Annotated in this window: 1 protein-coding gene; it reads right to left on the bottom strand. The window is 72.0% G+C overall.

The window, feature by feature from the left end; all coding sequences use genetic code 11:
* Positions 1–1,067 (bottom strand): penicillin-binding transpeptidase domain-containing protein (locus tag ACFWJO_RS39915; protein WP_386873219.1); only part of this gene is annotated, 1,067 nt, incomplete at its 3' end.
* Positions 1,068–1,236 lie beyond the last annotated feature (169 nt).

Raw genomic sequence — 1,236 nt, forward strand, 5'->3', positions numbered from 1 at the left:
GTGCCCGTGTTGTAGGAGCGTGCGTAGATGCCGGCCACGGTCATGTCGAACGTCGGGTGCGGGGAGAAGTCTTTGATGGTCTGCCCGTCGAAGTCCTGGCTGCCGGGGACGGTGAAGCCGTCCGTGGCGGTGACCTTCCCGGCGTCGACGGCGGCCGCGATCGGCAGCGCCTTGCCCGTGGAGCCCGGCTCGTACGGGGTGCTCATCACGGTGGAGGTGCGGAAGTTCTCCTCGGTGGCGTCGGGGTCGGCGGGGTCCACCGTGGTGGAGTCGGCCATGACGATCACGTCGCCCGTCTTCACGTCCATCACGACGGCGTTCGCCCACTCCGCGTCGTACTCGGCGGCGAGGGCGCCGAGGGTCTCCTGCGCGAACCACTGGGCGTCCTTGTCCACGGTCAGGCGCAGGTCGGCGCCGTCCACGGCCGGAACCTCCTCGAGCGGGGCGTTGGGGATGCGGATGCCGTCCGCGCCCACCTCGAACGTGCGGGTGCCCGGGGTGCCGGTCATGACGTCGTCCTGGCTGAGCTCGAGGCCTTCGAGAGCGGTTCCGTCACCGCCCATGAAGCCGATGATGCTGCCGGCGACCGACCCGTTCGGGTAGGTGCGGCGGTCCACCGCCTCGGAGAGCAGGCCCGGCACGTTGAGCGCCATGGCCTTGTCCCGCACCTCCGGGGTCACGGAGCGGCGCACCACGGCGTACGGGCGGGAGCCGATGGTGGCCTCGCGCACCTCCTCCTCCGACATGCCGAGCACCGCGGCCAGGCTGGCCAGGCGGGAGTCCACGTCCACGAGCACGGTCTTCCGGGCCTCGCGGTCCCATTCGTTGAAGTCCTTGACGAGGCGCTGGTCCACGACGATGTCGTATCGGCGCACGCTGGCGGCCAGCACGTCGCCGTCACGGTCCAGGATGGACCCGCGTTGCGGCAGGGTCTCCTGGTGTGTCAGGCGCTGGTCCATGGCCGCCGCGGCCTGCCCCGTGGGGTCGATGCCCTGCACGTAGACGAGCCGCAGCGCGAGCCCGCCGAGCAGGACGAGGACGAGCAGCAGCAGGATGCGGGTGCGCACGGCGGGGTGCCCGGGAGCGGGCCCGACCGTCGATCCGCCGCGGGGAAGGTGCGAGGCGGGACGGTCGATCAACGGTCGGCGGCGTCCTGGTCGGCGGCGGAGGCGTCCTCGCCGCTGAAGGTGCGCGGTCCCTCGATCTCGTCCTGGCCGTCGTCGGACGCCCCCTGGC

Source organism: Streptomyces sp. NPDC127092 (genome assembly GCF_042722475.1).
Lineage (GTDB): Bacteria > Actinomycetota > Actinomycetes > Streptomycetales > Streptomycetaceae > Streptomyces.